This window comes from Nocardiopsis potens DSM 45234 (genome assembly GCF_000341105.1).
GTDB lineage: Bacteria > Actinomycetota > Actinomycetes > Streptosporangiales > Streptosporangiaceae > Nocardiopsis_A > Nocardiopsis_A potens.
Genome location: NZ_ANBB01000008.1, coordinates 102,612 through 127,698 on the forward strand (window position 1 = coordinate 102,612; position 25,087 = coordinate 127,698).

A 25,087-nucleotide genomic window follows, 5' to 3' on the forward strand; every position below is an offset into this window, starting at 1 on the left:
CCGCTGCGGCGCCTACTCGAAGTAGGCGCCGGCCTCCTCGCGGGTGATGGCGTGGTCGACGGCGTAGGCGTCGGGCTCGTCGGCGACCTCGTCGAAGCGCTCGTCGAAGTTCTCGTCGGTGACCGGGTCGGGGATGGGCAGGAACAGCGAGTTGCCGTCCAGGGAGTCGGCGGCGAGCTCCTCGCCCTGCAGCATCCGGACCACGACGTGCAGCGCCGACACCGACACCGACGGCGGGTTGGGCACCCCGATGCTGCTGTAGTCGCCGTTCTCCTCGCGCTGCTCGGCCCACTGCTTCATGTAGCCGACCCGCGCCTCGCCGGTCATCGCGATCTCGCCGACCTTCTCCTCGGCCTGCAGGGCCTGGAACGCGCCGAGCGCCATGCCGTCCTGCACGAAGACCCCGTCCACGTCGGGGTTGCCGGTGAGCAGGTCGCGGGTGACGGTCTGCCCCTTGCTCTGGTCCCACTCGGCGAAGTCGTTGGCGACGACCTCCACCCCGGCCTCGTCGAAGACGGCCTGGGCGCCCTCCCAGCGGTCCTCGTTGGCGGGGTGGCCGTCGATGCCGTTGACGGCGATGATCTCGCCGCCCTCGCCGACCTCCTCGGCCAGCCACTCCGCGGAGATCGAGGCCCATTCGGCCTGGTCGATGACGACGTTGGTGACGTGCTCGGACTCCACCGCCTGGTCGATGGCGACGATCCGGATGCCCTGCTCGGCGGCCTCGGCGAAGACCTGGTCCAGGGCGGTGGGGGAGTTGGGGTTGACGATGATCGCGTCCACGTCGGACCGGATCAGGTTGCGGATCTGCTGGATCTGGCCGTTGACGTCGACGTCGGCGCTCTCCACCACCAGCTCGTCGACGACCCCCTCGTCCTGGTACCCGGCGAAGGCGTCCTCCAGGGTGGACAGCATCTGCTCGCGCCACTCGCTGCCGATGAAGCCGTTGCTGACGCCGATGGTGAACGGGCCTTCGGCGCCGCCGTCGCCTCCGCCGCCCTCCGGGGTGCTGCAGGCGGTGGCGGCGAGCACGGTGCCGGCGGCGGCCAGCGCGCCGAGCGCGTACCGGCCGGGGGTGCGCCGAAGCGGTTTCGAACCCATCGTGGGCCTCCATGTGCTGGATGTTCGGGGGATGTCGCCTGGGTGCGGGCGGGTCACCGCGCCGCGCTCGCCGGGCCGGCCGCGCGCCCGGCCAGGGCCCGGTCGATCTGCTCGGGTGCGAGGACGTGGTCGATGGCGAGCCGGCCGGCGCCGAGCGCGCCGCCCTTCTCGCCGGCTCCGCTGGGCGCCACGGTGAGCCGGTTGGTGGCCAGCGGCAGGGACCGCCGGTAGATGACCTCCCGGACCCCGGCGAGCAGCGGCTCGTGCACGGCGGCCAGGGCGCCGCCGACGACGATGGCCTCCGGGTTGAAGAAGTTGACCAGGCCGGCGAGGACGTCGCCGATGCCGCGGCCGGCCTCGCGGACCAGCCGGACCGCGAGCGGCTCCCCGGCGGCGGCCAGGGCGGCCACCGCGCGGCCGTCGGCGGCCGGCACCCCCGCCTCGGTGAGCCGGGCGGCCAGGGCGCCGCCGCCGGCGACCGCCTCCAGGCAGCCGGTGTTGCCGCAGCGGCAGGGGGCGTCGCCGGCGCCGGGCACCCGGATGTGCCCGATGTCGCCGGCGGCGCCCTGGGCGCCGCGGTGCAGCCGGCCGCCGGCGATGATGCCGCAGCCGATGCCGGTGCCGACCTTGACGAACAGCAGGTTCTCCGCGGCGGTGCGGCCGTGCCGGAGCTCGCCCAGCGCCAGGGTGTTGACGTCGTTGTCGACCAGGACGTCGAAGTCGTAGCGGCCGGCGAAGTGGGCGGGCACGGGGTACTCGTGCCAGCCGGGCATGATGGGCGGGTTGACCGGGCGGCCGGTGGCGAACTCGACGGGGCCCGGCACCCCGATGCCGACCGCCTTGACCGTCTCCAGGGGGCGGCCCGCCTCGGCGAGCAGCTCCCGCATGCGCTCCTCGATGTGCCGCATCACCGGTTCCGGGCCCTCGGTGATGAGCAGCGGGTCCTCCCGGTCGGCGAGCAGGGCGCCGCCGATGTCCATCAGCGCCACCCGGCAGTGCGTGGCGCCGAGGTCGACTCCGACGACGTGGTTGCGGTCGGTGTTGAGCCGCAGCACCCGGGGCGGCCGCCCGCCGGTGGAGGCGCCGGTCTCGCGCTCCTCCACCAGGCCGTGGGCGATCAGGGCCTCCACCCGCTGGGCGATGGTGGACCGGGCCAGCCCGGTGATCCGGGCCAGTTCGGCCCGGGTGCCGGCATCGCCCCGGCTGATGAGGTCCAGGACGTCGCCCGGAGAGTTCACGCGGCCTCCCGAGGGCTCGGTGGGAGCGCGGGCGCGCGGTCCGCGGGCGGCCGCACACCCCTGAGTGTGATCCGGGCCACGAAACTATGCCTGGTTATGGCGACCGTCAATCCCCCTTTCGTCGAAAATCGACGAAAGTCGCCGGAGATCCGCCCGATCCCGACGAAAGGGTGCGGCCCGTCCCGGCCCGGACGATGCCGGAGCTGCGGCCCGGGCATCGGCGCCCCGAGGAGTTCGCCGCCCTGGCCGACGCCGAACCGCGCCCCCAGGGCCACCGGCTCGCCGGGGCGTTCGCGGAACCCGGGGCCGGCGCCGCCGCCCTCGGCTGCGGCCGGCTCCACCCGGACTCCAGGACGGCACGCCGCGCACCGCTTCCACCCGACGGTGGGCGCGGCCGTCCCCGCCTTCCACTTCACCGCCTCCCTCGGCGGCCGAACCGGGGCGGCGCACCGGAAAAGCACTGGCACCGGCGCGGGGCGGCGCGGGATCATCCGGGGCGATGAGCAACGCACTGCGATTCCACGAGCGCGCCGAAGCGCTGCACACCATCCTCAACCCGCTCAGCGAGGCCAAGCTCGACCTGGTCGGCGAGATCTGCGCGCCGACCGCGGCGACCCGGGTGCTCGATCTGGCCTGCGGCAAGGGCGAACTGCTCTGCCGGTGGGCGCACCGGTACGGGTCCTCGGGGACCGGGGTCGACCTCAGCCCGGTGTTCCTGGCCGCGGCGCGGGAGCGCGCCGCCTCCCTCGGCGTCGTCGACCGGGTCGGCCTGGTCGAGGGCGAGGCCGCCCGCTACGCCCGGGAGGAGGCCCCTCGGGGCGGCTTCGACGTCGTCTCCTGCCTGGGCGCCACCTGGATCGGCGGCGGCCTGGCGGGCACCCTGGAGCTGATGGCCCCGCTGCTCGCCGAGGGCGGCACGATGCTGGTCGGCGAGGTCTACTGGCACGGCACCCCGAGCGCCGGGTGCCTGGAGGCGCACGGCTTCGGCCCGGACGACTACGCCGACCTGCCCGGGACCGCCGACCGCATCGCGGCGGCCGGGTTCGAGCTGGTCGAGATGGTGCTCTCCGCCCCCGACGACTGGGACCGCTACATCGCCGCCCAGTGGCGGGCGGTCCACGCCTGGCTCCGGGAGAACCCCGGCCACCCCGACGCCGAGGGGATGCGCGGCTTCCTGGACCGGAGCCGCCGCGGCCACCTGGAGTACGGCCGCGACGAGATGGGCTGGGGCGTCTTCGTGCTGCGCCGCTGACCCCGGGCCGGAAGCGGCGCGCCGCCCCTCCCAGCTCCCCCGGACTCCCGCCCCGGGCTCCGACCGGAGCCCGGGGCGCCGCCCGGGGACCGAAGTCGCGGCACCAGGGCGGGGGCGCCGCTCGCCCGCGCCGCCACCGGGTTCTTCACCGAGCCGCCGCCCGGCTCGGCCACGGCGTCGTGCTCCCCGCCGGCGTGCCGGCGCCGGGGGTCTGCGCCGTGCCCGGGAGCGGCCCCTGAACCGACCGTGCGGGGGAGGGGCGCGGATGTAGTGACCGAATCGACTACTCTGGTCACTACACTGCCGGAGCGGCCCGAGGAGGACCCCGTGCCCCGACCGACCATCCCCGACCGCGCCGGGACCGTGCTGGACCGCGCGCGCGAGGTGATCCTGGAGAAGGGCTACCGCCGCTCCACCATCGCCGACATCGCGGCCCGCGCCGGGGTCGGCAAGGGCGCCGTCTACCTGGACTTCGCCTCCAAGGAGGAGCTGCTCGACGCACTGCTCGCCCGCTCCATGCGCGACCTGGCCCGAGACGTGCGGGAGCGGGCCGCGGCCTCCCCGGAACCGGTCTCCCTCTCCGCCGCCTTCCGGTTCGGCCTGGAGGCCCTGCTCGGCGACCGGCTCATGCTCGCCCTGTACCTCTCCGACGAGGACGTCCTGGGCGACTACGTCCGGACCAAGGGACCCGAGCGCTACCGCGCCCGGATGGACTGGCTCGGCGACTACCTCGCCGACCTGCAGCGGGCCGGGATGATCCGCGCGGACCTCGACCCCGGCGCCGCCTCGGTGCTGATGTCGGTGTTCGGCGTCGGCCTGGCCAACGCGGCCTCCGCCCTGGGCGGGCTGCCGCCGGAGCGGCCGGCGGAAGCGGTCTCCCTGATGGCCGACCTGATCAGCGCCGGCTGGGAGGAGCCCGCCTCCCGCGCCGACCCGGAGGCCGCGCGCCGCGCCCACACCGCCCTGCTCGACCGCCTCGACGCCCAGATCGGAGCCGAATGACCCCCGCCGGCGCCTTCACCGACCCCACCGACCTGCGCCTCTCCGGCGGCCCGCTGCGGGTGTACCGGGCGGGCCCGCCCGGCGCGCCGCCGGTCCTGCTGCTGCACGGGGCCATGCTGGACAGCGCCCCGCTCATCTGGCACTCCCTCCTGCCGCACCTGGCCCGCGACCGCGACGTCATCGCGGTCGACATGCCCCGCCACGGCGGGTCGCGCCCCTGGTCGGGGCGGCTCGACCAGGCGGCCCTGGAGTCCGTGGTCGACGAGCTGCTGGACCTGCTCGGCATCGAGCGGACCGCGCTGGTGGGGCTGTCCATGGGCGGCTCGGTCGCCGCCGGCTACGCCGCCTCCCGCCCGGAGCGGGTCACCGCCCTGGCCGCGATCGGCGCCGGCGGCCTGGAGGAGGTCCGCCCGGCCCAGTTCCCCACCTGGTGCCTCCTGCAGTGGGAGTGGCCGCTGCGCAGGGCGACCGGCCTGCTGGCCCGCCCCTCCGTGCTGCACCGGGCCATGCGGGCGCACCTGGTCCGGGGCGCGCAGACCCCCGGCTACCCGTGGATGATGGCGCGGATCGAGGAGGAGGGGCGGCTCCGGGCCGCGCACCGCGAACTCGTACTGGACGACTTCCAGATCCACGCCTACGGGCCCCGCCGGATGCGCACCTTCCTCGTCCCGGAGCTGCACCGGCTCCGGGCCCCCTCGCTGTGGCTGCACGGCGTGCACGACAAGGCCGTCGACGGGCGGGCGGTCCGCCGCGCCGCGTCGGCCGCGCCCGGCGGCCGCTACGCCGACATCGAGCGCGCCGGGCACCTGGCCCCGCTGGACGAACCGGACCGGGTCGACGAGCTCATCGGCGGGTTCCTCGCCGAGGCCGTCCCCGCCGGCGCCTGACGCGGCGGGGGCGGGGGCGCCCTTCCCCGGTCGCCGTGCCCCGGGCCAGGAGGTATACCCTGATCCGCGCAGCGGACGGGCGGCGACGGGAAGCGGGAGGCGGCGGATGCGCGCGGGCGAGGAGACCAGGGCCGGAGCGGCGCGGCCGGCCGGACCGGAGGACGTGCCGGCCCTGGTCGAGCTGGTCAACTCCGCCTACCGGGGCGAAGGCTCCAAGGAGGGCTGGACCACCGAGGCGGACCTGCTCGGCGGGCAGCGGATCGACGCCGAGGGCGTCACCGCGCTGCTGCGGGCCCCCGGCACCACCGTGCTGGTGGCCGAGGCCGGCGGGCGGCTCACCGTCTGCTGCGAGCTCAAGCGCTCCGGGGAGGGCGACGCCTACTTCGGCATGTTCTCGGTCAGCCCCGCCGCCCAGGGGAAGGGGCTGGGCGGCGCGATGATGGCCGAGGCCGAGGGGTACGCGGCCCGGGTGTGGGGCGCCCGCCGGATGCGGATGCTGGTGATCCGCCAACGCGAGGAGCTGATCGCCTGGTACGAGCGGCGCGGCTACGCCCGCACCGGCGCGGTCTCGCCCTTCCCCTACGGCGACGAGCGCTTCGGCGTCCCCCGCCGCGACGACCTGGAGTTCATCGAACTGGCCAAGGAGCTGCCCGGGGCCTGAGCCCGGAGTTCCCGCCCCGGAGCCGTGCCGTGGGGGCGCCCCGGCGCGGCGTTCCATGGCAACCCGGGGCGAAAGGCGCGCGTCTCCCCCAGGCATCCCCTCCTGGAAAGGCGCCCCCTCATGCCCGACCGCCGACGGACGCTCATCGCGGTCGCGTCCGCGTCCGCCGCCGTGCTCCTGCTCTGCTCGTTCTGCGGCGGCCCCGTCGACCCCGCCTCGACCGGGTGCGGGGCCGCGCTCCCCACCGCACCGCCGATCGAGCGGGCCGCGGAGCCCCCGGACGAGGAGGAGCCCTCCGGCCCCGGGGCGGAAGAGGGAGGCGTCCGCGGGAACGCGAACGGCGACGGCGAGGACGACCGCGCGGACGTCGCCGGGGACGTGAACGGCGACGGCGAGGACGACCTCGTGGTGTTCCCCGTCCTCGAGGACACCAGGGGCCCCGCGGAGGTGCGGCTCTCCGGTGCGGAGGGGGAGGAGGCGGTGCAGAGCCTCGACCCGGTCATCGCCGACTCCGGTGCGGTCGCCGACATCGACGGCGACGGCTACGGCGACCTGGTGCTCAACCGGACCGGCTCCTCCGCGGAGGACTCCGACGGGGAGCCGGGCAGGCTCACGGTCCTCTTCGGCGGCCCGGACGGCCTGGACGGGGGACCCGTCGGCGAGCTGACCCTGGACTCCCCGGGCGTCCCCAGGGACTCCGCGGAGGGGGACCGGTTCGGCCGGGAGCTCGCCGCCGGCGACGTCGACGGGGACGGCCGCGACGAGGTCGCGGCGAGCGTGCACCGCCCGGTGTGGGAGCGGCGCCTGCCTCTCAACAAGGGCGACGTGATCCTGCTGCGCGGCGGCCCCGAGGGGCTGACCGGCGAGGGGGCGGTGCTGCTGTGCCCGGAGAGCGCCGGCGCCGACCCGTACCCGGAGAAGGGCGACTCCGATCCGGGCTCCTACGAGAACTTCGGCTACGAGCCCTCCTGGAGTTGGCCGCTCATGGACGACGTGGACGGCGACGGCGACGCCGAACTCCTGGTCGCCGCCGTGCCCGACCAAGGGCGGCAGCGGGCCGGGGACCCGTGGTGGGGCTTCGACCTCTCCGGCGGCGAGGCCGCCGCCCTGCCGCCCTCGTCCCTGCCCGGCGGCGGCTGAGCACCGCCGGGCCGTCCCGGTCACCCCTGGGGCGGCGCGATCCAGGTCTCGTGCAGGTGCTTCCAGCGCAGCCCGTTGCGGGCCCCGGGGTCCCGGGCGAAGACCACCGTGCTGCGGCGGACGCTGGACGGCGCCTCCTGGTGCTCCTCGTAGGCGGCGACGACGAGATCCCCCTCCTCGGCCACCAGCCGGGCCCCGCGGATCCGCACGCCGATGCCGGGCGCCGCGCCGTGCCCGCCGCCGAAGCCGGAGGCGACCGCGTCCCGGTCCAGCACTCCGCCGTCCGGGCCGCACAGGGTGAAGTCCGGGGTGTGCATGGCGACGAACTCGCCGAGCCGGCCGGGGTCGGCGGTGCCGCGCAGCCACGCCTCGATGAAGCGGTGGTGCTCGGCGATCTCCGCGGCCGCGGCCCGCTCGGTGCCGGTGTCCATTCAGGGTCCTCCTGGTCGGTGGTGGGCGCCGCCGATGCGCGGGGCGCCGCCGGGGCAGGGCCATTGTTCCGCCTCGCGCCGGCCGCCCGGGAGGGCGGGGGGAAGGGCTCGCGGCGGGCCGGTTCAGCCGCCGACCAGGCCGGCCTCGTAGGCGATGATCGCGGCCTGCACCCTGTTGTCCGCGCCCAGGGTCTGCAGGACCGAGCTGACGTGCGCCTTGACCGTTCCCTCGGCGAGGAACAGCCGCTCGGCGACGGCCTGGTTGGACAGCCCCTCGCCGACCAGCGCCAGCACGTCGCGCTCGCGCGGGGTCAGCGCCGCGACCCGCTCGCGGGCGGCGTCGCCGCGGGACATCCGGCCGCCGCGCAGCTCCCCGATGACCCGGCGGGCGACCCGCGGCGACAGGTAGGCGGCGCCCTCCGCCGCCGCGCGCACCCCCAGGACGAGCTCGCGGGGGTCCGCGGCCTTCAGCAGGAACCCGGAGGCCCCCTCCTCCAGCGCGCGGGCCACGTAGGCGTCCTCGTCGAAGGTGGTGAGCATGGCGACCGCGATGTCCGGCGCTGCCCTGCGCAGCTCCGCCGCCGCGCCCAGGCCGTCCAGGACCGGCATCCGGACGTCCAGCAGGACGACGTCGGGGCGGTGCGACAGGGCCAGCTCCACCGCGCTGCGCCCGTCGCCGGCCTCCGCGACGACCTCGATCCCGGGGTCGGTGCGCAGGATGGTGGCGACCCCGGCGCGCACCAGCGGTTCGTCGTCGGCGAGCAGGACCCGGATCATCGGTCCCCTTCCTCTTCCCGTGCTTGCGGTGCGGCGGGCCCGTCCAGCGGGATGCGGGCCCGGACGGCGAAACCGCCGCCCTCGGGCCCGGCCCCCAGCTCCCCGCCGAGCAGTTCGACCCGGGCGCGCAGCGCGGCCAGCCCGGTGCCGCCCCCGGAGGGGCCGGCCGGGCCGTCCGGTGCCCCGTTGGCCACCGACACCTCCACCGCCCCGGCCGAGCGGGCGAAGCCGACCCGGACATCGGCCCCAGGAGCGTACCGGGCGGCGTTGGTGAGCGCCTCGCGCACCACCCGGTGCACGGCCCGCCCGGCCAGCGGCGGCAGCGGGCCCGGGCCCTCCTCCGGTTCGGCCCGCACCCGCATGCCGGCCTCGGCGGCGCGGCGGACGAGTTCGGCCGGGGGCTCGTCGGGCACCGCGGTGCCGGGGTCCTCCCCGGCGCGCAGCACCGCCAGGGTGGCGCGCAGCCGGTCGGTCGCCTGCACCGCGAGGGAGCGCAGCTCGGCCGCTGCGGCGCGGGCCTCGGGGTCGGAGCCGGGGGCGAGCTCCAGGGCGCCGGCGCGCAGCGCCATCAGGGCGAGCGCGTGGCCGAGGGAGTCGTGCACGTCCTCGGCGATCCGGGTCCGCTCGCGCAGCCGGGCCCGCTCGGCCACGTGGGCCTGCTCGCGCTCCAGCCGGGCGACCCGCTCCCGGCCGGCCTCCACCAGCTGGGCCTGCTGGCGGAGGTAGCGGCCGGCCAGCCAGGGCAGGGCGAGGGCGAGCGCCACCGAGAAGAGCACGGTCAGCCCGGTGCCCCGGTCGACGGGGAAGGCGGCGGCGCCGGCCAGCGCGGCGGCGCCGAACACCCACCGCTCCCAGGGGGTCGGCAGGGAGCGCCCGAGCAGGTAGGCGGCGCCGCCCAGCGGCAGGTAGAGGAGCTGGCGCCACAGCGGGAGGGAGACCGTGTCGAAGCCGTTGGCCACGGCGACCGCGGCGACGGCGGCCAGCAGCAGGCCGTTGATCACGTGCAGGACCCTACCGTTCATGGCCGCCGGGCCGCGGCGCGCAGCCGGAGCAGCCGGGCGGCGGCGGTGGCCAGGCCGGCCAGCGCGGCGGCGGCCAGGGTGAGGGTGAGCGGAAGCGCGAACCAGAGCGTCTGCTCCCAGGTGACCTCGCGGCCGTTGGACAGCAGCGAGACCGTGCCGGGGTAGCCGGCGAAGAGGGCGGCCGGGACCAGCGGCGGGAGGATGCGCAGCACGGTCCGCCACGCCGGCCGGCCGGTGCGCCGGGCCGCCCAGCGGCGGGAGCGGAGCACTCCCGCCGCGCCGAGCCCGAGGGCGAGCGCGCCGAGTGCGGCCAGCACGGCGTCGGTGGTCTTGCGGGCGGTCCCGGGACCTTCCGGGTCCTCGCCGCGGCCGAGCGCGGCCAGCCCCAGCATGAGCGTGTAGGTCTCGTCGGCGATCGGGGCGCCGTTGCTCATCACCGCGAAGCCGTCGCCGGTCTCCGGGTCGAAGCCCTGGGCGGCGTTGTAGGTGAACAGGTTGCCGCTGTGCACCATCAGCTCCGCCCCGCCGGGGCCGGTCTCGGGCGACCAGCCCATCGCGTAGTCGTCGGCCTCTGAGGGGGCGTACATGGCCTGCAGCGACTCCTCCCCGACCGGGGCGGGGCCGCCGGTGTGCGCGGTGAGCCAGCGGCCCATGTCGGCGGCGGTGGAGACGACCCCGCCGGCCCCGCTGTCGTCGTTGAAGTCGGCGCGCTCGGCGCGGGGGATCCACAGCCCGTACAGCGAGTTGTGGCCGTCGGCGACGGGGACCTCGTCGTCGCTGAGGCCGCTGTGCTCCATGCCGAGCGGTTCGAACACCGCTTCGCGCACGTAGTCGCCGAACCGCTCGCCGGAGGCGGCCTCCACCAGGCGGGCGGCGAGGTCGTAGTTGATGTTGCAGTACTCCATCCGGGTGCCGGGGTCGGAGGCCAGGCGGACCCCGTCCAGGCGGGAGACGTAGTCCTCCAGGGAGGAGGCGTCGCGCAGGCCTTCGACGTCGATCTCGGTGTCGGACAGCCCGGAGGTCTGGTTGAGCAGGTCGCGCACGGTGATCCGGTCGGCCCGCGGGTCGGCGGGGGAGAACTCGGGCAGCTGGTCGGTGACGCTCCCGTCCAGGTCGATCGCGCCGTCCTCGACCAGGGTCATGACCGCCATCGCGGTGAAGGACTTGCTGAGCGAGGCGATGCGCATCGGGGTGTCCTCGGTGACCGGCTCCCCTTCGGAGTCGTGCCCGTAGCCGGCGGTGTGCACCACCTTCCCGTCGCGGACCACCGCGACCGAGATCCCGGGCAGGCCGCTCTCCTCCAGGGCCCGCTCCAGGTAGGCGTCGACGGCGGCGGGGGTGAGCCCCCCGGCGCCGCCGGAGGGCTCCGCGGCTGCGGCGGCGGGGGCGGGGAAGGCGGCCGACGCGGCGATTCCGGCCGCCGCCGCGGCGGCGGTGAACCTGGTGGTTCTCACGGTGTGCTCCTCGGGTCGTTGCGGACCCTTGAGAAGCTAGAAAGGCGCGCCCCGCGGGGGATCCCCGGTTCGTCCCGGCCGACCCCCGACGAAAGTCATGGTCGCCGGCCGGGCCCGGGGGCCGGAAAACCGCTTGATCCGACCGGCGGGCCCGCCTAGCATCCGCCGGATGGACACGAAGCCGATCATCCGGCGCTATCGGGCCTCCGACGAAGACGCGGTGGTGGACCTGTGGTCGCGCGCCTCGAAGCGGGCGCACCCGTTCATCGAGGGCGAGGGCGAGGGGGACCGGGCCCGCAGGCTCCGGGAGGTCTACCTCCGCGAGGCCGAGAACTGGGTCGCGGAGGAGGACGGGGGCGCCGTCGCCCTGCTGGGCCTGCTCGGGAACGAGGTCGGCGGGCTGTTCGTCGACCCCCGGGCGCAGGGGCGCGGCACCGGGCGGGCGCTGGTGGAGCACGCCGCGGCGCTCCGCGGCGAGCTGCGGCTGGAGGTGTTCGAGGGCAACGACCGGGCCCGCGGCTTCTACGGCCTGATGGGCTTCGAGGAGCGGGGGCGCCGGCCGGACGAGGAGACCGGGCACACGCTGATCCTCATGGTCCGCCCGGAGCGCTGACCGCCCCGGCCGGCCCGGGAGGAGGGCGCCGCCCCGGGCCCTAGGCTGGGCCGGTGACCGAACCGATCATCACGGCCCGCGGTGTGGGCGCGGAGCTGGGCGGCGCTCCGGTGCTGCGCGGAGTCGACCTCGTGGTCGCCCGTTGAGTGAATCCCAGCGTTCCTTACGCCGGTCTTCTTCCTGCTTCACCGACCGCCGCCGGCTCCGAAGAGCGAGGTCTCACGCGGTCGCCACGAGGCGTTTCTCCTCTCCGGGCGACTTCCCGGCGAGGGCTCCGGTGCCAGGCGGTGCTCTCCTCGAGAGACGCCCGCTTCCGGGCGCTCTGACGGTGAACGCCCTGCATGCGCGCCGGACCGCCGAACCGCCTGAGGCGATGGCAACGGAGGATCATCGAGAAGCGCTGATGAAATAGTTGTCACCTCCGGAGAGGTGATCGCCGTGCTCGGCGCCAACGGCGCCGGGAAGACGACCCTGCCTTCTGGCGCGAGGTCGTCCTGGTCGGCGACGAGCCGGCCTGGTACCCGGGGCTGACCGCCGGGGAGCACCTGGAGCTGGTGCGCGCGGCGCACGGCCCCGGGCGGCTGGAGGTGGCGGCGGCCGTGGACCTGTTCGAGCTGGCGGCCTGCGCAGACCGGTCCCCCTCGTCGCTGTCGACCGGGCAGCGCCAGCGGCTCTCCCTGGCCGCGGCGGGTCGGGCGGTGCTCCGGCTGCGGGCCGGCCGGGCGCCGGCGGAGACCCCGGGGAGCGGCCGGGGCGGTCCGGCACCCGTCCGCCGCCTTCGGGCCGGGGCCCGGTGGCGGGCCCGGTTCCGCCCCGGAGGCCGCCGCCCGGGCGGGGAAGACGCGGGAGGCCCCGCCGGCCGGGTTCCGCAGGGCGTCCTCGCCCGGGCCGCGGTACCGGCTCACCGGTCGGTGCGGCGGGAGCGGTAGGTGCGCATCTTGTGCCGGGCGCCGCAGATGTCCATGCTGCACCAGCTCGCGTTGTTGGCGGGGGAGCGGTCGTAGAAGACCCAGCGGCACTCGGGGGAGCGGCAGACCTTCAGCCGGGCCCGGCGCCCGGACGGCTCCGCGGCGGCCAGGGCGGCCAGGACCGATCCGGCCAGCGCGCGGACCGGGTCCTGCGCGGTGACCGGGTGCGCCAGGGAGCCGTCCTCGTCCCACCGGGGGGCGCCGAGCAGCTCGGCCGCGGCCGCGGTGAGCCTCCGCCGCGCCTCGGCGTCGCCCTCCAGGTGGCCCCGGACGGCCTCGCGCACCCCGGTCAGCAGCTCCAGGCCGGCCCGGTCCAGGGCGCCGGCGGCCGCGGCGTGCCCGTGCTCGCGCAGCCAGGAGCGGGCCGACGCGGGGTCGGCGAAGGAGTCCTCGCCGTAGAGGAAGCGGGCGGAGTCGCAGAAGGACTCCACGGGCTCCAGGTCCTCGGGGGCGGGCGGCCGGTCGTAGGTCATACCGGAAAGTTTACCGGCTCGCCTTGCCTACCGGTAACGCCTCTTGTTACCGTCATTGCCATGAAGACGGTAACCGAGAACCTTCCGGACATCGGCGCGGTCCTGAACGAGCGCTTCCCCTCCTCGCACGGCGAGGTCGCCTGGGGGCGGCTGGGCTCCGGCAGCCCGGTGGTCCTGCTGCACGGCACCCCCTTCTCCTCCCTGGTCTGGCGGGAGGCGGCCGAGGCGCTGAGCGCCCGGCACACCGTGTACCTGTGGGACATGCCGGGCTACGGCCTGTCGGAGAAGCGCGGCGGGCAGGACGTCTCACTCCCCGCGCAGCAGCGGGTCTTCACCGAGCTGCTGGACCACTGGGGGCTGGAGGCGCCCGCGGTGGCCGCGCACGACATCGGCGGCGCCGTCGCGCTGCGCGCCGCCCTGCTCGGCGGGGTGCGCTACCGCCGCCTCGCCCTGGCCGACGCGGTGGCGCTGCAGCCCTGGGGCAGCCCGTTCTACCGGCTGGGCCAGGAGCACTCCGCGGTGCTGGGCGCCCTCCCGCCGCAGATGCACGAGGCGGTGGTCGGCGCCTACGTCGACGGCGGGACGCACCAGGGCCTCCGCGCCGGGCTGCGCGAGGCGCTGGTCCGGCCCTGGACCGGGGCGGAGGGCCGGGCCGCCTTCTACCGGCAGATCGCCCAGGCCGACCAGCGGCACACCGCGGAGTTCGAGGACCGCCTGGGCGAGCTGTCCATGCCGGTCGCGGTGGTGTGGGGCGCCGAGGACGAATGGATCCCGGCGGAGCGGGGCGAGGCACTGGCCGCCCGCATCCCCGGCGCGGAGTTCCACCTGCTCTCCGGCGCCGGCCACCTGGTCCAGGAGGACGCCCCGGGCCGCCTGGCCGCCCTGCTCTCGGCCTTCCTCGCGGACTGACCGGCCGGGACCCGCCCGTTCCTCCGCCGGTCGCAGGGCCCGCGGCCGGCAGAGGAACGGGCCCGCCGGCTCACCTCCGGGCGCGCCGGGCGAAGAGGGCCCACAGGGCGCCGCCGGCCAGCGCGGTACCGGTGGCGGCGGTGCCGACCGCGGTCCAGCCCCCGGCCTCGTACAGCACCGCGCCGGTGCCGGAGCCCGCGGCGCCGGCGAGGAAGGTGCCGAACATGTAGACGGTGTTCATCCGGCCCGCGGCCTCGGGGCGCGCCGCCAGCACCGCGGTCTGGTTGCCCACCTGGGCCGCCTGCAGGCCGGCGTAGAGCACCGCGATCCCCGCCGCGGCGGCGATCCACCCGGTGTGCGCGGCGAGCAGCAGCGCCGCGCCGGCCGAGATCCCGGCGAACCCGGCGCCGACCACCGGGAGCGGGCCGAACCGGTCGATGGCCCGGCCCGCGGCCGGGGCCACCGCGATGCCGAGCGCCCCGAACGCGCCGAACAGCGAGGCGCCGAGGGTGGTGTAGCCGTAGCCCGGCCCGGTGAGCAGGAAGACCAGCGAGGTCCAGACCATGTTGAACACCGCGAAGGCCGTCCCCTGCAGCAGCAGCGACCGGCGCAGCGCGGGTTCGCGCAGCAGCCCGGGGAGCGAGGCGAGCAGCGCCGGGTAGGACGGCCGCGGCGTCCCGGGGGAGGACGCCGGGACGTCCGCGGAGCGCGGCAGCAGGGCGATGGTCAGCGCGCCCGCCGCGGCGGTGCACACCGCGGCGGCGGCGAAGACCGCCCGCCACCCGGAGAACTCGCCCAGGGCGCCGCCGACCACCCGGGCGGCGATGGCCCCGGTGAACACGCCGGCCTGCAGCACCGAGACCACCCGGCCGCGCCGCTCGGGCCCGGCCAGCGAGGCGGCGACGGGGACCAGCAGCTGCGGGACCACGGTGAACGCGCCGACCGCCAGGACGGCTCCGGCCAGCGCGGACGGGCCCGGGGCGGCGGCCGCCGCGGCCAGTCCGCCGACGGTGCCCAGGACCAGCAGGAGCAGCAGCGGGCGGCGGCGCACGGTGTCGCTCAGCGGCAGCAGGAACAGCAGGCCGAGCGAGTAGCCGAACTGGCCCGCCGTGGCCACCAGCCCGGCGCGGTCGGCGGAGACGCCGAAGGTGTGCGAGACCAGTCCGAGCAGCGGGGCGCTCAGGTAGATGTTGGCGACGGTGACGGCGCAGGCCAGCGCGAGCACGGCGACCAGCGTCCGGGAGGGCTCCGCCGGGCGGGGGCCGGTCCGGCCTCCGGTGGTTCCCTCTGCGGCCGTTCTTTCCTGGACCACGGTGCACTCCTCCGGGCAGAGATGAAACGAACCAGTTGGTTCGGTCTTCGATGCACGACCATACACCTCCGGAGAACCGAACGAACCATCCGGTTCGGATGTGTATGCTGCGCCCATGGGATACGACGCCGCGGCCACCAGGGCCCGCATCCTCGAAGCGGCCACCCGGGAGTTCGCCGAGCACGGCATCGCCGGAGCCCGGGTCGACCGGATCGCGGAGTCGGCCTCGGCCAACAAGCGCGCCATCTACGACTACTTCGGCGGCAAGGAGCGGCTGTTCGCCACGGTGCTGTCCGACGCCTGCTCCCGGCTGTCCTCGGAGGTCCCCCTGGAGGACGGCGACGACCTGGCCGAATACGCCGTGCGCGTGCTGGACTACCACCGCGAGCACCCCGAGTACCTGCGCCTGCTGATGTGGGAGGAGCTGCACTACGCGGAGGGGCCGGTCCCCGCCGAGGAGTGGCGCACCGAGCGCTACGGGCGCAAGGCCGAGGTCGTCGCCGCGGCCCAGCGGGCCGGCCGGGTCCGCTCCGACGTGCGCCCCGAGGTACTGCTGTTCATGCTGCTCTCCCTGGTGAACTGGGCCGAGAGCGCGGGCCACCTGCGCCGCCTCATCACCGGCGGCATGGACCACGAGGAGATGCGCCGGTCCCTGGCGGCCTCCGCCAGGGCGATGCTCGCCGGCGCCGGCGGCTGAGGCCCCGGGACCGCCCGGTGCGCGGCGGTCCTGCCCTCGGAACGGCCGCACGCCCCCGTGGCGCCCCCGCCCCGGCCGTCCCCGCGCGGCGGCTCAGCCCAGGGCGAGGAAGTTGACCCGGGCGCCGTCCAGGGCCTCCCGGCCGGGGCGGCCGGGCAGGGCGCGGCCGGTGGCGGCGCGTACCGCGTCCAGGGCGGTGAGGCCCACCGCGCCGAGCGGCCTGGGGCCGGCGCCGCCGAACAGCAGGCGCTCCACGATCGCCAGCGCCCCGGCGGTGGTCCACGGCCCGCGCTCCAGCGCGTCGGCCAGGTCCAGGCCGTGCAGCAGCAGCTCCACGACCCGGGTCACCAGGAAGTCGTCCAGCAGCATCGCGTCGCCGTGCCGGGTGAGCACGGTGCGCCCGGCCGGGGCGGAGAGCAGGCGCGGCTCCACCTCCAGCCAGACCGCCTCCAGGGCCCGGCCGGGTTCGCCCGGGTCGGCGCGGAGGGCGGCCGCGTGCATCGCGCTGTCCACCCGCTCCCGGTTCACCCGGTCGGAGAAGCGCACGTCGGGGGAGTAGTAGCCGAGCGCGGAGACCTCGGCGCGGGCCGGGGCCGCGCCGTCCAGCACCACGGCCAGCCGGTGCACCGCGCCCACGGTGTGCTCGGCCAGCGCGGCCACGTCCCAGGGGGCGCACCGGGTCGGCCGCCGCGCCTCCTCCTCGGTCAGGCCCTGCAGGGTCCCGGTCAGCTCGCGGATCTCGGTGTCCAGCGCGGCGACGGTCTCGGTGCGGTCCATGCCGGAAACGCTAGCGCCCCGACCCCGCCGAGGGGCGGCTCCCACACGCACTCGGCCCGCACCCGCTCCGCGCCGCGCCCGCACCGCCGCCCGGGCGCGGTCCGGGTGCGCTGCTAGGCTCCTCGCGTGCCGATCACCGAAGAGTCCGCCGACCGGGCGCGGCGGCTGCGCGAACTGCACCGCCCGGGCGACCCGCTGGTCCTGGTCAACGTCTGGGACGCGGCGAGCGCCCGGACCGTCGCCGCGGTCCCCGGCACCGCGGCGCTGGCCACCGCCAGCTGGTCGATCGCCGCCGCGCGCGGGTTCGCCGACGGCGAGCGGATGCCGCTGGAGGAGATGCTGGACGGCATCGCCCGGGTCGCCGCGGCGGTGGACCTGCCGGTCAGCGCCGACCTGGAGCGCGGCTACGGCGCGGACGCGGCCGCCGTCGGGGCGAGCGCGGCCCGGATGCTGGAGGCCGGCGCGGTCGGCTGCAACATCGAGGACGGGCTGCCCGAGGGGGACCCCGCGGGGCCGCTCCGCCCGCTGGACGAGCAGCTGGAGCGGTTGCGAGCGGTGCGCGAGGCGGGCGAGCGGGCCGGTGTCCCGCTGGTGCTCAACGCGCGCACCGACGCGCTCATTTCGGGCCTCCCGGTGCGGGAGGCGGTCCGGCGCGGCCGGGCCTTCCTGGACGCCGGGGCCGACTGCGTGTTCGTGCTCGGCGCCGCGACGGTCCCGGTCATCGGGGAGCTGGTCGAGGCGCTGGACGGGCGGGTCTCGGTGGCGGCCTCGGCCGACGGGCCGCCGCTGCCGGAGCTGGCCGCGGCCGGCGTGGCCCGGGTCAGCATGGGGCCGGGGCCGATGGGCGCGGCCTACGCCGCGCTGCGCCGCCTGGCCGAGGAGGCTTCGGCGGGCCGCCCGCTCCCCGCTGACCTGGCCTTCCGCCCGTCCTGAAGGGGAGGCCGTGCCGGAGGACCGCCGCCCGCGGCCCGAGGGGGCCGGGCCCGAGGAGCGGATGCGGATCGGCGACATCGCCCGGGCCGCCGGGGTCTCGGTCCAACAGGTGCGCAACTACGTCGACCTGGGGGTGCTGCCCCCGGTCGGGCGGACCCCGAGCAACTACCGGATCTTCACCCGCCGGCACGCCGAGGCGCTGCTCACCGCCCGCGAGCTGATCCGGGGCCACGGCTGGCAGCGCGCCTACGGCATCATGCAGGCCGTGCACGGCGGCGACGCCGCCGCCGCGCTGGCGCTGGTCGACGCCGGCCACGCCGAGCTGGACGCCGAGCGCGCCGACATCGCCCGGGTGCTGGGGATGTTCGAGGACCTGGCCGCCGACCCGGAGGGGGCCGGCCGGCTCCGGGTGCCCCGGGGCGGCGCGCGGATCGGCGACGTGGCCGGCGCGGTCGGGATGCGCACCTCCGCGCTGCGCGTGTGGGAGGAGAAGGGGCTGCTCCGCCCCGGGCGCGACCCCGCCACCGGCCACAGGGTCTTCGACGCGGCCGAGCTGCGCATCGCGCACGCGGTGGCGCTGCTGCGCCGGGGCGGCTACCCGCTGCCGCTCGTCGCCGCCGCGGTCGCCGAGATGCGCAGCACCGGCGGCGCCGAGCGGGCCCGCGCCCGGCTGGCCGAGCGGGAGGAGGAGCTGCACCGCCGCAGCCTGCTCCGGCTCCGCGCCTCCGCCGCCTTCCACGCCTACCTGCGCGACCACGCGGGCGTCCCGCTGCCGGACTGACCGGGGCGGCGGCTCGGACCCGGAGCCGTGCTATCTCCACCTGGGCCTGGACACCCTCCGCATGGACATCGACCACCAGGAGTACCTGGACGCCCTCGTCCTCACCAAGGGGGCGTCCGGGTGGCGGTTCCTCTTCTGCGGCATCACGGAGGAACTGAGGGAGACGTACGACTTCGAAACGGCGTCCGAGCGGATGAAGACCATGCTCGACGTGTTCCCCGAGCTGTTCCCCGGCCACGACCACTCCGGTCTGCGCGCGGTTGGAGGAGCGGCTCTGAGCCTGCGCTCCGACGTCCCCGGGCCGGTCCGGGCCGGTCCGGTCCGGGCCCGTCGCCGCCGCTCTGGACATCGCCGCCGGGCACCGCACGCGGAGCGGGGGTCGGGGCCGGTTCGCGGCGGCCGCGGTCACCCGGCCGGCGCCGTCCGCCCCCCGTAGACGAGGCGGCGCAGCGCGGCCTCGGCGGGGCCGCGCCGGCCGGCGCGTTCCAGCAGGTGGGCGCCGACCGCGGTGACCAGCCACACGGCGACGGCGTACAGCAGCGCGGTGGCGCTGCCCAGGTGGGCGCCGAGGCCCAGCCCCCAGGCGGCCAGCACCGGGGAGAAGAGCACCGAGTGCGCGAGGTAGCAGGAGAGCGACCGCTTGCCCACCGCCGTGGTCAGCGCGACCGGGAGGCCGGACCGGATCCGCGCCGGCATGGCGTGCGCGGCCAGGGTGATCGCGGCGGCGTAGCCGAGCCCGCCGGGCAGCCCGGTCAGCGCCTGGAGCATGAAGAGCGGCCCGGTCTCGACCGCGTAGGCGGCCGGCAGGTCCAGGGCGCCGACGTGGAAGAGGGCGGCGGGCAGCCCCCCGGCCCAGCCGATCGCGATGCCGGCGACCGCGGTGCGGCGGAGCAGCGGGAGGTGGTCGCCGGGGCGGTCCAGGACGCCGCGGCGGGCGGCCCAGAACCCGAGCAGGATCGCGGCGTGGAAGGAGAAGGAGAACAGCGCGCCGCCGAGGGTGACGGTGAGGGCCCAGGTCTCCAGCCGGGTCAGCGCGGCGGCGAGCGGGTCGGTCTCGGTCGAGGCGTAGAGGTCCGCCGAGGTCGGCCCCTGCGGGGGCGCCGCCGCGGCGGGCTGCGCGGCGGCGTCCAGGTAGGTGAGCGCGGTGAGGGCGGCGAGCAGGAGGAGCGCGATGCCGGCCGCGGTGAGCAGGGTGCGGTCGCCGCGCCGGATGAACAGGGTGCCCAGGACGGCGCAGAGGATCCCGTAGACGCCGACGATGTCGCCGGCCATCAGCAGCGCGGCGTGGGCGGAGCCGAAGAGCAGCAGCCACAGGCCGCGCCTGCGCAGCAGGGCGGTCGCGGTGCGCGGGTCGGTGCCGGCCTCGGTCTGGCGCCGGTGGAGGCGCATCATGCCGTAGCCGAACATGAACGCGAATAGCGGGAAGACCCGCAGGTCCAGGGCGGTGACCATGGCGAACTGCACGGCGGTGTCGAGCGGGCCGCCGTCGACCGGGTGCCAGCCGGCCGGCCCGGTCCGGGCCGCCCAGAGGTGGAAGACGGTGTTGGAGGCGACGATCAGCAGCAGCATCGCGCCGCGGGCGAGGTCGGGGGCGAGGGAGCGCTCGCCGGCCCGGACCGGTCCGCGCATCGGTCCCCGGTTCCGGCCCGCCGGTCGCGGGGCGCTCTCTTCGGTCGCCATGGCCGCTCCCCCTAGAAACATCGAACAGCGTTCGGAGTACTTGTAACTCCGAACGCTATACGGGGTTTATGATGGGCGCAAGATGAGCGAACGGCAGACCTCCGATCCGACGGCCGCACTGCGCCTGCTCTGGGGCGAGCACCCCGAGCCGCGGCGCGGGCCCAGGCGCGGCCTCGACCTGGGCCGCATCGTCGCGGCCGCCGTCGAACTCGCCGACGAGGAGGGCGAGCGCGGGCTGTCCATGCGCGGGGTCGCCTCTCGGCTGGGCATCGGCACCGCGTCGCTCTACACCTACGTGCCGAGCCGCACCGAGCTGACCGCGCTGATGCTGGACGCGATCGTCGCCGAGGCCCCGCTGCCGGAGGACCTCCCCGGCACCTGGCGGGAGAGGATCGAGGCCTGGGCCCGCCGCGACTGGGCGATGTTCCGCGCCCGCCCGTGGGCGCTGCGCCTGACCGAGCGCCCGCTGCTCGGCCCCAACCTGCTCGCCTGGTACGAGTCGGCGCTGCGCGCCCTGTCCGAGAACGGCCTGTCCCCGGTGGAGAACGCCTCGGTCATCGAGTCGGTGGACGCCTACGTGCAGGGCGTCGCGCGGCTCACCGCCGACCAGGAGGAGAACCGCGCCGGCGGCGACGAGCCCTGGGACGCCCGGCACCGGGCCTACATCGCCCGGCGGGTGGACTTCTCCGCCTACCCGCTGTGGGCCGAGGCCGCGGTCGGCGACGCCCTCGGCGGCCCCGCCGACCACTTCGAGTCCGGCCTGCGCATGCTGCTCGACGGGGTGGAGGCCGACGTGCGCCGCCGCTCCGAGCGGCGGGACTGAGAAGGGCGGGCGTTCCGGAGCGCCGCCCCAGGGCGATGATCTTGGCGTTGCGGCCCTGCCAGAGCGCTCTGGCAGGGCCGATCATCGGAGGCAGGGGGCGGGGCGTCCTCCGGTGTTCAGCGTCCTTTTCCCGGCGGCGTTCTACCGGGCCACCCGGGCGGCGGCGCCGGTCTCCAGGGCCGTCCACAGCGCGCCGTCCGGGCCCACCGCGATGCCGTGCGGCTCGGAGTCCCGCGCGGGCAGATCGTACTCGGCGGTCCCGCCGCCGGCGGTGATCCGGCCGACCCGCCCGGACGCCCACTCGGTGAACCAGCACTCCCCGGCGGCGGCCGCGACGACCGCGTGCGGCCGGCACCCGGGGTCGGGGAGCGGGAACTCCTCGATCGCGCCGTCCACCGAGATCCTGCCGATCCGGCCGGCCAGGAGCTCGGCGAACCAGAGCGCCTCGCCGTCGGAGGCGATGCCCACCGGGCCCGCCCCCGGCTCGGGCAGCGGGTGGACGGTGGTTCCGCCGCCGGTGTCCATCCGCCCGATCGCGTTCCCCTGGTTGAGGGTGAACCAGAGCGCCCCGTCCGGGCCGGCGGCGATCACGGCGGGGAAGGCCCCCGGGGACGGCAGCGGGTACTCGGTGATCTCCCCGCCGGTGGTGATCCGGCCGATCCGGTCGGCGCCCGGGGCGGTGAACCACAGCGCGCCGTCGGGGCCCGCGGTGATCCCGTAGGGCGCGCTCCCGGCCCGGGGCAGCCGGAACAGGGAGGTCTCCCCGTCCACCGAGATCCGGCCGATCGCGTCCGCCCCGCCCAGGGTGAACCACATCGCACCGTCGGGGCCGGGGGCGATGACCATCGGCCGGGAGTCCGGAAGCTCCAGCGGGTACTCGGCGACCGCCCCGTCGAGGCCGAGCCGGGCGATCCGGCCGCCGTGCACCAGGGTCAGCCACAGCGCCCCGTCCGGGCCGGCCGCGATGCCGTAGGGGCCGGCCTTCCCGTCCGAGACGGGGACCTCCCGGACGCCGGGGGTGGTGGTTTCGGGCATCGGGCCGCCTTTCCGGTGGGCTGGTGCGCGGCGCGCGGGGTACGGCCGGACCGCCGGAGAACCCTGCCACCGTCCGCCGCCGCCGGCAACCGGTTTTCCGCCGCCGGGGCCCGGCGGCGCCAGGGCGGCGGCGCACGCCCCGCCGTTCTCTGCCAGGATCCCACCATGTCCGTTCGCGAACTCGTCGTCCTCGGCACCTCCAGCGCCGTGCCCACCAAGCGGCGCAACCACAACGGCTACTTCCTCCGGTGGGACGGCGGCGGCCTGCTCTTCGACCCGGGGGAGGGCACCCAGCGGCAGATGCGGTTCGCCGGGCTGGCCGCCGCCGACATCACCCGGATCTGCGTGACGCACTTCCACGGCGACCACTGCCTCGGCCTGCCGGGGGTGGTGCAGCGCATCTCCCGCGACCGGGTCCAGCACACCGTGCGGGCGGTCTACCCGGAGCAGGGCGAGGAGTACTGGCGGCGGCTGCGGCACGCGACCTCCTTCACCTCCTCCCGGCCGGTGGTCGGCCAGCCGGTCGGCGGCGAGGGCGCCTGCCCGCTCGGCGACGACGGGCTGCACCTCACCGCGCTGCCGCTGGACCACAGCATCCCCGCCTACGGGTACCGGGTGCAGGAGCCGGACGGATGGCGGATGGTGCCCGAGCGGCTGGCCGCCGCCGGGGTCACCGGCCCCGACATCGGCCGGCTGCAGCGCGAGGGCGAGCTGCGCACCCCCTCCGGCCGCACGGTCGCACTGGCCGACTGCGCCGAGCCGCGCCCCGGCCAGGCGATGGCCTTCGTCATGGACACCGGGATGTGCGACAACGCCTTCCGCCTCGCCGACGGCGCCGACCTGCTCGTCATCGAGTCCACCTACCTCGACGCCGACGCGTCCCTGGCCCGCTCCTACCGGCACCTCACCGCGGGCCAGGCCGGCCGGATCGCCGCCGAGTCCGGCGTCCGCCGCCTGGTCCTCACCCACATCTCCGAGCGCTACGACGCCGACCAGGACCCGCGCTTCATCGAGGAGGCCGCCGCGCACTTCTCCGGCGACATCGTCCTCGCCCAGGACCTGGCCCGGATCAAGGTCCCCAAGCGCCGCCCCTGAGCGCTCCGCCGCACCGGCCGGCCTGCGCGGCGCCCGGTGCGCAGAAGGGCGGCCGCGGCCCCGGGGCGCCGCCGGCGGGAACCCGGTCCGGGACGCCCCGGGGCGGGCCGGGGGCCGTGGTGCCCCGGCCGCCCCGCGCCTAGCGTGAGGGGATGAGCGCCTCCTCCGATGACCGGGACCCGCACCCCTTCGACGTCGACGCCTTCCTGGAGCGCCCCCTGGTCGCCCGGGTGGCCACCCTCGGCCCGTCCGGAGCGCCCGCGGTCAGGCCGGTCTGGTACCTGTGGGAGCGGGGCGCCCTGTGGTGGATCACCGGCGCCTACGCGGCCATGGGCCGGCAGCTGGAGCGCGACCCCCGGGCCTCGGTGGCGGTGGACACCTGCGACCTGGAGCGGATGGAGTTCCTCCAGGTGGTGATGTACGGCATGGCCGAGACGGCGCCCTTCGACCCGGCCCTGGCGCGGCGGAAGCTCCGCCGCTACCTGGGCGGCGACGAGAGCGCCTGGCACCCGGACTTCCGGCGCTTCGCCGACGACGCCCGCCTGGTCCGGTTCACGCCCGAGCGCACCGTGGCCCGGGACCTGTCCAAGCCCGCGGGGTAGGCGCCCCCGGGCGGGGCCGGCCGCCGCGGCCGGCCCCGCCCGGGGGTCAGAAGTCCGGGGCGGCGGCGACCAGCTCCCGGGTGTAGCCGGTCGCGGGGCGCCCGAACACGTCGGCGGTGTCTCCCTGCTCCTCGACGCGCCCGCCGTTGACCACCACCACCTGGTCGCAGAGGGTCTGCACCACGCTCAGGTCGTGCGAGATGAACAGCAGGGCGGTCGCGCGCCCGGCGGTCAGCTCGTGCAGCAGGTTGACGATGCCGGCCTGCACCGAGATGTCGAGCCCGGAGACGGGTTCGTCGGCGACGAGCACCGACGGCTCGGCGGCCAGCGCGCGGGCGATGGCGATCCGCTGCGCCTGCCCGCCGCTGATGTCGGCGGGCAGGCGGGCCCCGAAGTCGTCCGGGTCCATGCCGACGTCGCGCATCATCCGGCCGGCCTGCTCACGGGCGGCGGCGGCCGGCGTCCCGGCGATCCGCAGCGGTTCGGCCACGATGTCCAGGAGGCGCCGGCGGGGGTTGAGGGAGCGGACCGGGTCCTGGAAGACCATCCGCACCCCGCCCGGCCCCGGCCGGGGGGCCGGCGGGGCGCCGTGCACGGTGATCCGGCCGGCGTCGACCCGGGCCAGGCCCGCGACGGCCCGGGCCAGCGTGCTCTTGCCGGAGCCGGACTCCCCGACGATGCCGCACGCCCGCCCTTCGGCCACTTCGAAGGTGGCGCCGCGCACGGCGTGCACCCTGCGCCTCCCGCGGCCGTAGCCGATGTGCACGTCGTCGACGGACAGGACGGTCATGCCGGCACCTCCGAGCGGTCGGGGGCCTGCCCGACGGGGAACCAGCACGCGGCGGTGTGCCCCGCGTCCGGCCCGGCCGCTTCGGGCGGGCGGTCTTCGAAGCAGACGGGGCGGGCCGCGGCGCAGCGCGGCGCGAACCCGCACCCCTGGCGCGGGCGGACGAGTTCGGGCAGGGCGCCCGGGATCTGCGGGAGCGGCGGCCGGCGCGGTGCGCTCAGCCGCGGGGTGCTGTCGATGAGCGCCCGGGTGTAGGGATGGCGCGGCCGGGTGAGCACCGCCGGGCCGGGGCCGGTCTCGACGATGCGCCCGGCGTACATCACCGCGATCCGGTCGGTCCGGCCGCTGAGCGCGGCGAGGTCGTGGGTGATGTGCACCAGTGCGGTGCCCCGGTCCCGGCGGACGGTGTCGAGCAGGTCGAGCACCCGGCGCTGCACGGTCGCGTCGAGCGCGGTGGTGGGCTCGTCGGCGAGGAGCAGGCGGGGCCGGACGGCCAGGGCCGCCGCGATGCCCACCCGCTGCCGCTGGCCGCCGGAGAGCTGCGAGGGGAAGCTCGACGCGACCCGCTCGGGGTCGGGGATCCCGACCGCCTCCAGGAGCTCCAGGGCCAGGGCGCGGCGGGGCCCGCGGGGCCGCC

Annotated in this window: 27 protein-coding genes; 14 read left to right on the plus strand and 13 right to left on the minus strand. The window is 76.7% G+C overall.

Annotation, left to right across the window (positions count from 1 at the left end; translation table 11 throughout):
* Positions 1-12: 12 nt before the first annotated feature.
* Positions 13-1,101, minus strand: coding sequence for a substrate-binding domain-containing protein (locus D459_RS0103415; protein WP_017591593.1), 1,089 nt, complete (start codon positions 1,099-1,101; stop codon positions 13-15).
* A gap of 53 nt (positions 1,102-1,154) precedes the next feature.
* On the minus strand, positions 1,155-2,339 hold the full coding sequence (locus tag D459_RS0103420) for an ROK family transcriptional regulator (protein WP_017591594.1): 1,185 nt from the start codon (positions 2,337-2,339) through the stop codon (positions 1,155-1,157).
* Positions 2,340-2,838: 499 nt separating this feature from the next.
* Here D459_RS0103420 and D459_RS0103425 point away from each other — a divergent pair, with 499 nt between their 5' ends.
* From D459_RS0103425 to D459_RS33465, 5 genes are all read left to right on the plus strand, one after another.
* On the plus strand, positions 2,839-3,591 hold the full coding sequence (locus tag D459_RS0103425; protein ID WP_017591595.1) for an SAM-dependent methyltransferase: 753 nt from the start codon (positions 2,839-2,841) through the stop codon (positions 3,589-3,591).
* Between the two features lie 327 nt (positions 3,592-3,918).
* Positions 3,919-4,593 (plus strand): TetR/AcrR family transcriptional regulator, encoded by a 675-nt coding sequence (locus tag D459_RS0103430; protein WP_017591596.1) that lies wholly within the window; start codon positions 3,919-3,921, stop codon positions 4,591-4,593.
* Complete coding sequence (locus tag D459_RS0103435; RefSeq protein ID WP_017591597.1) at positions 4,590-5,480, plus strand: alpha/beta fold hydrolase; 891 nt, start codon at positions 4,590-4,592, stop codon at positions 5,478-5,480. The genes D459_RS0103430 and D459_RS0103435 overlap by 4 nt, the downstream gene beginning before the upstream one ends.
* Before the next feature lie 106 nt (positions 5,481-5,586).
* Positions 5,587-6,141: a GNAT family N-acetyltransferase gene (locus D459_RS0103440; RefSeq protein WP_017591598.1), complete on the plus strand. Its 555-nt coding sequence runs from the start codon at positions 5,587-5,589 to the stop codon at positions 6,139-6,141.
* A gap of 120 nt (positions 6,142-6,261) precedes the next feature.
* Entirely contained in the window at positions 6,262-7,281 is a 1,020-nt protein-coding gene (locus tag D459_RS33465) for an FG-GAP repeat protein (protein WP_017591599.1), read from the plus strand.
* 20 nt (positions 7,282-7,301) lie between these two features.
* On the opposite strand, the gene D459_RS0103450 is transcribed toward D459_RS33465, so the two are convergent.
* The 4 genes from D459_RS0103450 to D459_RS0103465 all read right to left on the minus strand — a co-directional run bounded on the left by D459_RS0103450 (position 7,302) and on the right by D459_RS0103465 (position 10,965).
* Entirely contained in the window at positions 7,302-7,712 is a 411-nt protein-coding gene (locus D459_RS0103450; protein ID WP_017591600.1) for a DUF4440 domain-containing protein, read from the minus strand.
* Between the two features lie 123 nt (positions 7,713-7,835).
* Positions 7,836-8,489: a response regulator gene (locus D459_RS0103455; protein WP_017591601.1), complete on the minus strand. Its 654-nt coding sequence runs from the start codon at positions 8,487-8,489 to the stop codon at positions 7,836-7,838.
* Positions 8,486-9,511, minus strand: coding sequence for a sensor histidine kinase (locus D459_RS30610; RefSeq protein WP_086003848.1), 1,026 nt, complete (start codon positions 9,509-9,511; stop codon positions 8,486-8,488). The genes D459_RS0103455 and D459_RS30610 overlap by 4 nt, the downstream gene beginning before the upstream one ends.
* Positions 9,508-10,965, minus strand: coding sequence for a serine hydrolase domain-containing protein (locus D459_RS0103465; protein WP_017591603.1), 1,458 nt, complete (start codon positions 10,963-10,965; stop codon positions 9,508-9,510). Before D459_RS0103465 ends, D459_RS30610 begins: the two co-directional genes overlap by 4 nt.
* Before the next feature lie 169 nt (positions 10,966-11,134).
* Between D459_RS0103465 and D459_RS0103470 the strand changes: the two genes are divergently transcribed.
* Positions 11,135-11,578, plus strand: coding sequence for a GNAT family N-acetyltransferase (locus tag D459_RS0103470; protein WP_017591604.1), 444 nt, complete (start codon positions 11,135-11,137; stop codon positions 11,576-11,578).
* Positions 11,579-12,479: 901 nt separating this feature from the next.
* On the opposite strand, the gene D459_RS0103485 is transcribed toward D459_RS0103470, so the two are convergent.
* Positions 12,480-13,019 (minus strand): CGNR zinc finger domain-containing protein, encoded by a 540-nt coding sequence (locus D459_RS0103485; protein WP_017591607.1) that lies wholly within the window; start codon positions 13,017-13,019, stop codon positions 12,480-12,482.
* 60 nt (positions 13,020-13,079) lie between these two features.
* Here D459_RS0103485 and D459_RS0103490 point away from each other — a divergent pair, with 60 nt between their 5' ends.
* Positions 13,080-13,928 carry an alpha/beta fold hydrolase gene (locus tag D459_RS0103490; RefSeq protein ID WP_017591608.1) on the plus strand — a complete coding sequence of 283 codons (849 nt, stop codon included), beginning with the start codon at positions 13,080-13,082 and terminating at the stop codon, positions 13,926-13,928.
* A 70-nt stretch (positions 13,929-13,998) separates the two neighbouring features.
* Here D459_RS0103490 and D459_RS0103495 read toward each other — a convergent pair whose 3' ends face one another.
* On the minus strand, positions 13,999-15,240 hold the full coding sequence (locus D459_RS0103495; RefSeq protein WP_017591609.1) for an MFS transporter: 1,242 nt from the start codon (positions 15,238-15,240) through the stop codon (positions 13,999-14,001).
* A gap of 115 nt (positions 15,241-15,355) precedes the next feature.
* Here D459_RS0103495 and D459_RS0103500 point away from each other — a divergent pair, with 115 nt between their 5' ends.
* Positions 15,356-15,937 carry a TetR family transcriptional regulator gene (locus D459_RS0103500; protein ID WP_017591610.1) on the plus strand — a complete coding sequence of 194 codons (582 nt, stop codon included), beginning with the start codon at positions 15,356-15,358 and terminating at the stop codon, positions 15,935-15,937.
* A 93-nt stretch (positions 15,938-16,030) separates the two neighbouring features.
* Here D459_RS0103500 and D459_RS0103505 read toward each other — a convergent pair whose 3' ends face one another.
* Positions 16,031-16,714: a maleylpyruvate isomerase N-terminal domain-containing protein gene (locus D459_RS0103505; protein ID WP_017591611.1), complete on the minus strand. Its 684-nt coding sequence runs from the start codon at positions 16,712-16,714 to the stop codon at positions 16,031-16,033.
* A gap of 126 nt (positions 16,715-16,840) precedes the next feature.
* On the opposite strand from D459_RS0103505, the gene D459_RS0103510 reads away from it, so the two are divergent.
* The 3 genes from D459_RS0103510 (at position 16,841) to D459_RS0103520 (ending at position 18,864) form a co-directional block, all read left to right on the plus strand.
* Positions 16,841-17,647 (plus strand): isocitrate lyase/PEP mutase family protein, encoded by an 807-nt coding sequence (locus tag D459_RS0103510; RefSeq protein WP_017591612.1) that lies wholly within the window; start codon positions 16,841-16,843, stop codon positions 17,645-17,647.
* A 10-nt stretch (positions 17,648-17,657) separates the two neighbouring features.
* Positions 17,658-18,428, plus strand: a complete 771-nt coding sequence (locus D459_RS0103515) for a MerR family transcriptional regulator (protein ID WP_017591613.1) — start codon at positions 17,658-17,660, stop codon at positions 18,426-18,428.
* A 61-nt stretch (positions 18,429-18,489) separates the two neighbouring features.
* Complete coding sequence (locus D459_RS0103520; RefSeq protein ID WP_017591614.1) at positions 18,490-18,864, plus strand: hypothetical protein; 375 nt, start codon at positions 18,490-18,492, stop codon at positions 18,862-18,864.
* Here the strand turns inward: D459_RS0103520 and D459_RS0103525 are convergent.
* Positions 18,834-20,057 carry a DUF418 domain-containing protein gene (locus D459_RS0103525; protein WP_017591615.1) on the minus strand — a complete coding sequence of 408 codons (1,224 nt, stop codon included), beginning with the start codon at positions 20,055-20,057 and terminating at the stop codon, positions 18,834-18,836. The two genes, D459_RS0103520 and D459_RS0103525, sit on opposite strands and share 31 nt — an antisense overlap.
* Before the next feature lie 133 nt (positions 20,058-20,190).
* Between D459_RS0103525 and D459_RS0103530 the strand changes: the two genes are divergently transcribed.
* Positions 20,191-20,931, plus strand: a complete 741-nt coding sequence (locus tag D459_RS0103530; RefSeq protein WP_017591616.1) for a TetR/AcrR family transcriptional regulator — start codon at positions 20,191-20,193, stop codon at positions 20,929-20,931.
* Positions 20,932-21,072: 141 nt separating this feature from the next.
* On the opposite strand, the gene D459_RS0103535 is transcribed toward D459_RS0103530, so the two are convergent.
* Positions 21,073-21,966: a Vgb family protein gene (locus D459_RS0103535; protein ID WP_017591617.1), complete on the minus strand. Its 894-nt coding sequence runs from the start codon at positions 21,964-21,966 to the stop codon at positions 21,073-21,075.
* 165 nt (positions 21,967-22,131) lie between these two features.
* Here D459_RS0103535 and D459_RS0103540 point away from each other — a divergent pair, with 165 nt between their 5' ends.
* Positions 22,132-23,061 (plus strand): ribonuclease Z, encoded by a 930-nt coding sequence (locus tag D459_RS0103540; protein WP_017591618.1) that lies wholly within the window; start codon positions 22,132-22,134, stop codon positions 23,059-23,061.
* Between the two features lie 152 nt (positions 23,062-23,213).
* Positions 23,214-23,663 carry a pyridoxamine 5'-phosphate oxidase family protein gene (locus tag D459_RS0103545; RefSeq protein ID WP_017591619.1) on the plus strand — a complete coding sequence of 150 codons (450 nt, stop codon included), beginning with the start codon at positions 23,214-23,216 and terminating at the stop codon, positions 23,661-23,663.
* A gap of 46 nt (positions 23,664-23,709) precedes the next feature.
* On the opposite strand, the gene D459_RS30620 is transcribed toward D459_RS0103545, so the two are convergent.
* Both D459_RS30620 and D459_RS30625 read right to left on the minus strand, forming a co-directional pair.
* On the minus strand, positions 23,710-24,453 hold the full coding sequence (locus tag D459_RS30620) for an ABC transporter ATP-binding protein (protein ID WP_017591620.1): 744 nt from the start codon (positions 24,451-24,453) through the stop codon (positions 23,710-23,712).
* A partial coding sequence (locus D459_RS30625) for an ABC transporter ATP-binding protein (protein WP_017591621.1) occupies positions 24,450-25,087 on the minus strand: 638 nt, incomplete at its 5' end. The genes D459_RS30620 and D459_RS30625, both read right to left, overlap by 4 nt.

Coding starts and splice junctions, on each gene's coding strand:
- D459_RS0103520 (WP_017591614.1), top strand. CDS start 18,490: ATGGACATCGACCACCAGGAGTACCTGGACGCCCTCGTCCTCACCAAG.
- D459_RS0103500 (WP_017591610.1), top strand. CDS start 15,356: ATGGGATACGACGCCGCGGCCACCAGGGCCCGCATCCTCGAAGCGGCC.
- D459_RS0103440 (WP_017591598.1), top strand. CDS start 5,587: ATGCGCGCGGGCGAGGAGACCAGGGCCGGAGCGGCGCGGCCGGCCGGA.
- D459_RS0103545 (WP_017591619.1), top strand. CDS start 23,214: ATGAGCGCCTCCTCCGATGACCGGGACCCGCACCCCTTCGACGTCGAC.
- D459_RS0103530 (WP_017591616.1), top strand. CDS start 20,191: ATGAGCGAACGGCAGACCTCCGATCCGACGGCCGCACTGCGCCTGCTC.
- D459_RS30620 (WP_017591620.1), bottom strand. CDS start 24,453: ATGACCGTCCTGTCCGTCGACGACGTGCACATCGGCTACGGCCGCGGG.
- D459_RS0103505 (WP_017591611.1), bottom strand. CDS start 16,714: ATGGACCGCACCGAGACCGTCGCCGCGCTGGACACCGAGATCCGCGAG.
- D459_RS0103455 (WP_017591601.1), bottom strand. CDS start 8,489: ATGATCCGGGTCCTGCTCGCCGACGACGAACCGCTGGTGCGCGCCGGG.
- D459_RS0103535 (WP_017591617.1), bottom strand. CDS start 21,966: ATGCCCGAAACCACCACCCCCGGCGTCCGGGAGGTCCCCGTCTCGGAC.
- D459_RS0103415 (WP_017591593.1), bottom strand. CDS start 1,101: ATGGGTTCGAAACCGCTTCGGCGCACCCCCGGCCGGTACGCGCTCGGC.
- D459_RS0103525 (WP_017591615.1), bottom strand. CDS start 20,057: ATGCGCGGACCGGTCCGGGCCGGCGAGCGCTCCCTCGCCCCCGACCTC.
- D459_RS0103470 (WP_017591604.1), top strand. CDS start 11,135: ATGGACACGAAGCCGATCATCCGGCGCTATCGGGCCTCCGACGAAGAC.
- D459_RS0103540 (WP_017591618.1), top strand. CDS start 22,132: ATGTCCGTTCGCGAACTCGTCGTCCTCGGCACCTCCAGCGCCGTGCCC.
- D459_RS0103485 (WP_017591607.1), bottom strand. CDS start 13,019: ATGACCTACGACCGGCCGCCCGCCCCCGAGGACCTGGAGCCCGTGGAG.
- D459_RS33465 (WP_017591599.1), top strand. CDS start 6,262: ATGCCCGACCGCCGACGGACGCTCATCGCGGTCGCGTCCGCGTCCGCC.
- D459_RS0103490 (WP_017591608.1), top strand. CDS start 13,080: ATGAAGACGGTAACCGAGAACCTTCCGGACATCGGCGCGGTCCTGAAC.
- D459_RS30610 (WP_086003848.1), bottom strand. CDS start 9,511: ATGAACGGTAGGGTCCTGCACGTGATCAACGGCCTGCTGCTGGCCGCC.
- D459_RS0103450 (WP_017591600.1), bottom strand. CDS start 7,712: ATGGACACCGGCACCGAGCGGGCCGCGGCCGCGGAGATCGCCGAGCAC.
- D459_RS0103425 (WP_017591595.1), top strand. CDS start 2,839: ATGAGCAACGCACTGCGATTCCACGAGCGCGCCGAAGCGCTGCACACC.
- D459_RS0103435 (WP_017591597.1), top strand. CDS start 4,590: ATGACCCCCGCCGGCGCCTTCACCGACCCCACCGACCTGCGCCTCTCC.